Origin of the sequence: Agromyces binzhouensis (assembly GCF_004135055.1) — a bacterium.
In the GTDB taxonomy this organism is placed as follows: domain Bacteria; phylum Actinomycetota; class Actinomycetes; order Actinomycetales; family Microbacteriaceae; genus Agromyces; species Agromyces binzhouensis.
The window spans coordinates 1-4,408 of the sequence record NZ_SDPL01000261.1 but is presented as its reverse complement, the minus strand read 5'-3'; the positions used below and the strand labels follow the sequence as shown (position 1 = coordinate 4,408).

The 4,408-nt window shown below is 73.5% G+C and carries 5 protein-coding genes; 4 read left to right on the top strand and 1 reads right to left on the bottom strand.

Annotated features, from left to right (window positions below; translation table 11 throughout):
• The first annotated feature begins 280 nt into the window (after window positions 1-280).
• From ESO86_RS12100 to ESO86_RS12085, 4 genes are all read left to right on the top strand, one after another.
• Window positions 281-940, top strand: a complete 660-nt coding sequence (locus tag ESO86_RS12100) for a metal-dependent transcriptional regulator (RefSeq protein ID WP_129235257.1) — start codon at window positions 281-283, stop codon at window positions 938-940.
• 52 nt (window positions 941-992) lie between these two features.
• The gene (locus ESO86_RS12095) at window positions 993-2,636 is read left to right on the top strand and encodes an FAD-dependent oxidoreductase (protein WP_129235256.1); all 1,644 of its coding nucleotides are present in this window, start codon (window positions 993-995) and stop codon (window positions 2,634-2,636) included.
• Window positions 2,633-3,022, top strand: coding sequence for a UBP-type zinc finger domain-containing protein (locus ESO86_RS12090; protein WP_129235255.1), 390 nt, complete (start codon window positions 2,633-2,635; stop codon window positions 3,020-3,022). The genes ESO86_RS12095 and ESO86_RS12090 overlap by 4 nt, the downstream gene beginning before the upstream one ends.
• Before the next feature lie 77 nt (window positions 3,023-3,099).
• Entirely contained in the window at window positions 3,100-3,897 is a 798-nt protein-coding gene (locus ESO86_RS12085; RefSeq protein WP_129235254.1) for an HAD-IIA family hydrolase, read from the top strand.
• 4 nt (window positions 3,898-3,901) lie between these two features.
• On the opposite strand, the gene ESO86_RS12080 is transcribed toward ESO86_RS12085, so the two are convergent.
• Window positions 3,902-4,408 (bottom strand): NUDIX hydrolase (locus ESO86_RS12080; RefSeq protein ID WP_165307740.1); only part of this gene is annotated, 507 nt, incomplete at its 5' end.

Genomic DNA, 4,408 nt, shown 5'->3' with positions numbered 1-4,408 from the left:
GAGGTGCGGGGTGCCGGCGGGCGGGCCGACGTCGGGCGGTGCGGCGTTCGCGGTCTGCGCGACGCCGGCGATCAGGCACCCGGCGGCGGCGACCGCCAGGGCTGCGCGGAACGGATGGTGTCCGAGATTCATCGTCGAATCCTTCTCTGGGCGTAGGGCCCGTCGTTGGGATAGCGCTTTCCGTGCCCGAGCGACGCTACCCCCGAACGGGGGCACGGTCAACCCCGGGCCATCCCATCGCCGCGCACCGCGCCGAACGGACGCGGGTATGGTGGGGCCGATGCCCGCGACCAGCAGCCCAGCCGTCGAGGACTACCTCAAGACGATCTACGGCCACACCGAGTGGCAGCCCGAGGCGATCACGCCGTCCGGGCTCGCCGCGGCGCTCGGTGTCGCCCCATCGTCCGTCACCGAGATGGTGAAGAAGATGGCCGCGCAGGGGCTCGTGCAGCACGTGCCCTACGGCGCCATCCGCCTCACCGACGACGGCCGCGCCCGGGCGCTCGCGGTGGTCCGCCGCCACCGGCTCATCGAGACCTGGCTCGTCCGCGAGATGGGCTACGCCTGGGACGAGGTGCACGACGAGGCCGAGGTGCTCGAGCACGCGGTCTCCGACCGGCTGCTCGAGGCCATCGACGACCGCCTCGGCCGGCCCGAGCGCGATCCCCACGGCGACGCGATCCCCCGGGCCGACGGCACGCTCGTGAGCGAGCCGTCGGTGCGCCTCGACGAGGCGACCGCGGGACACGTGGGCCGCGTCATCCGGATCAGCGATCGCGACCCGGCCGTGCTCCGGGAACTCGAGACGGCCGGGGTGGGTCCGGGCAGCGAACTGCGGGTCACGGATGCCTCGGAGCCCGCCGCCGTCGCCGTCGCGCTCGACGGCGCCGACCACGCCATCCCGCGCACCGCCGCGGCCGGCATCTGGATCACCGCCTGAGCAGTCGCTGAACCCCCTGCCGCACGCGCCTTCCGTCCGCGAGGATGGGGGGATGGGCGGTGCCGGCGAGAAGATCACCCCGGAACTCACTGACGCGCAGTGGTCGCGACTCAGGCGCTACGGCGCGCCGCAGGACGTCGTCGAGGGCGATGTCCTCTTCGCGGCCGGCGACCGGTCGTACGACCTGATCCTCGTCGAGACCGGCGAGGTCGAGGTCGTGCGCGAGGCGCTGTGGTGGACCGAGGAGACGCAGCTCGCCCGCCTCGGCCCCCGCACGTTCGTCGGCGAACTCGGCCTGCTCAACGGGCAGCGGGCCTTCCTGACCGCGCGCGTCACCGCGCCCGGGCGGGTGCTGCGCATCGACCACGACGCGCTCCAGCGGATGATGGCCGAGGACGACGAGCTCTGCGACCTCATGCTCCGGACGCTCTGGGCCCGCCGCGAGCTGCTCCGGCACGGTCCGGCCGCATGGACCCTGAAGCTCGTCGGATCCCAGTCGCAGGAATCGCAGGCCCTTCGCCGCTACGCCGAGCGGCTCGAACTCGTGCACACGTGGATCGACGTCGACGACCCCGAGCTCACCCACGACATCTGGTCGCACGGCTACACGCGCGACGACCTGCCCGTCGCCATCGTGCAGGGCGAGATCGTCCGCAACGCCACGCCGGGCCGGGTCGCCGAGATGCTGGGACTCGCCTACGCGTCGGAGGACGACACCGAGTTCGACCTCGCGGTCGTCGGCGCCGGGCCCGCCGGCCTCGCGGCGGCGATCTACGGGGCCTCGGAGGGGCTCCGCACCGTGCTGCTGGACGCCGTCGCACCGGGCGGCCAGTCGGCGACGACGTCGCGCATCGAGAACTACCTCGGCTTCCCGTTCGGCGTGAGCGGCGGCGCCCTGACGTCGCAGGCCTCGCTGCAGGCGTTCAAGTTCGGGGTGCGCATCGCGGCGCCGTGCCCGGTCGTGAAGCTCGACGCCGAGACCGGAGCGCACCGACTGCTGCTCGCCGACGGCGCGATCGTCCGGGCACGCGCGGTCGTCGTCACCACCGGCGTCGCGTACCGCGGCCTCCCGATCGCCCGATGGGACGAGTTCGAGGGCGCCGGCATCCACCACGCCGCGACCGCACTCGAGGTCCGACAGGCCTCCGGGTCCGACGTCGTGGTCGTCGGCGGGGCGAACTCCGCCGGGCAGGCCGCGCTCGCGTTGGCGCAGGGCGGATGCCGCGTGCGGCTCGTGGTGCGCTCGGGCGAGCTGGGCGACCGGATGTCGAGCTACCTCGTCGACCGGATCCGCGAGGACCCGCGCATCGACGTGCACACGGGCACCCAGGTCTCCGCGCTCGACGGCGACGAGACGCTCGCACGCGTGACGCTCACCGGCGCAGTCGACGAGACGGTCGACTGCCGGGCCCTGTTCTGCTTCATCGGCGCGGTCCCCGCCACGGATTGGCTCGCCGACCTGGAGCGCGACGACGACGGCTTCGTCCGCACCGGTGCCGACGTGCTCGCCCTCGGCGACGTCTGGCGCTCGGCGGGGCGGATGCCGCTGCCCTTCGAGACCTCGGTGCCACGCGTCTTCGCCGCAGGCGACGTACGCCGCGGGTCGATGAAACGCGTCGCCGCCGCGGTCGGCGAGGGCTCGAGCGCGGTAGCGTCGGTCCATCGGGCGCTCGCCACGGCGGAGGTGTTTGCATGAACGGCACGCAGGACGCAGACGGTCGCGGCGGCGACCCCGAGGCGACCGTCGATCCGGAGCTCGCGCCTGCGCCCTCCGGCACGGGCTGCGCCGAGTGCCTCGACCTCGGCGGCTGGTGGTGGCACCTGCGGCGCTGCGTCGACTGCGGGCACATCGGATGCTGCGACGCATCCCCCGGGCAGCACGCGCGCCGGCACGCCGAGGAGGAGGGGCACGTCGTCGCGGCGTCGTTCGAACCCGGCGAGGAGTGGTTCTGGGACTACGCCGCCGAACGAGGGGCACGGCACGTGCCGCTCGCCCCGCCGCGGTGGCGGCCGGAGGACCAGGCCTGCCCCGGGCCGAACGGCAGCGTTCCCGAGAACTGGCAGGAGCTGCTCCACCCGTGACCCGCGACGCGTCGCGCGTCGCGCGCGCGGCATCCGCCGTTCATCGCGCTGTGATGCGGGCGGCCTAGGCTGTGCCCATGGCGAAACGCGATGAGGTCGAGGCCTGGCTCACCGACATGGACGGCGTGCTGGTGCACGAGAACCACGCCCTCCCCGGCGCGGCCGACCTGCTTCGGCAGTGGGAGGACGCGGGCACGCCCTACCTCGTGCTGACGAACAACTCCATCTTCACGGCCCGCGACCTGTCTGCGCGGCTCCGCTCGTCGGGCCTCCACGTGCCCGAGGAGCGCATCTGGACCTCCGCGCTCGCGACCGCGGACTTCCTCAAGCAGCAGGTGCCCGGCGGATCCGCGTTCGTCATCGGCGAGGCCGGCATCCTCACCGCGCTGCACGAGGCCGGCTTCATCATGACCGAGACCGACCCCGACTTCGTCGTCGTGGGCGAGACCCGCAACTACTCGTTCGACGCGATCACGAAGGCGATCCGGCTGATCGGCGCGGGCGCCCGGTTCATCGTGACCAACCCCGACGCCACCGGGCCGAGCGCCGACGGGCCGCTGCCCGCCACCGGCGCGATCGCCGCGCTCATCACCAAGGCGACCGGACGCGAGCCCTACGTCGTCGGCAAGCCCAACCCGATGATGTTCCGATCGGCGCTGAACAAGATCGGCGCGCACTCCGAGCACACCGCGATGATCGGCGACCGCATGGACACCGACATCGTGGCGGGCATCGAGGCCGGCCTGCACACGGTGCTCGTGCTCACCGGCATCAGCGACCAGCGCGAGATCGAGAAGTACCCGTTCCGGCCCGACGAGATCCTCGACGGCGTGTTCGAGCTCGTCTCGGGCGAGCCCGTCGAGTCCGACCTGTAGCCGGTCACTCCAGGTCGAGCTCGCGGGCGCGATCCCACGGCTCGGTCCACGCGAGCGCCTCGAACATCGCGTCGAGGACCATCGCCGTGAAGCCCCAGACCAGTCGGTCGGCGCCGCCCGACGTGACGAGGAAGCCGGGCCCGCGCCACTCGTCGCCGTCGCGGCGGAGGACCGTCGTCCGCCGGTTCTCCGGGTCGAGCAGGTCGGCGACCGGCGTCCGGAAGACGGCCGACGACTCGGCCACGTCGACCGCGTGCACCGGGCTCGGCTGGGCCCACCACCCGAGCACCGGGGTCACGAGGTGGCGCGAGTAGGCGAGCGGGATGGGATCGAGCTCGCCGAGCACCTCGACGCCCGTGGGGTCGAGCCCGGTCTCCTCACGCGCCTCGCGGAGCGCCGCGGCGACGACGTCGGCGTCGCCGGGCTCGACGCGGCCGCCCGGGAACGCGATCTGGCCCGCGTGGGAGCGCAGCGTGTCGGCGCGCGCGAGCAGCAGCACGTCGAGGTCGCG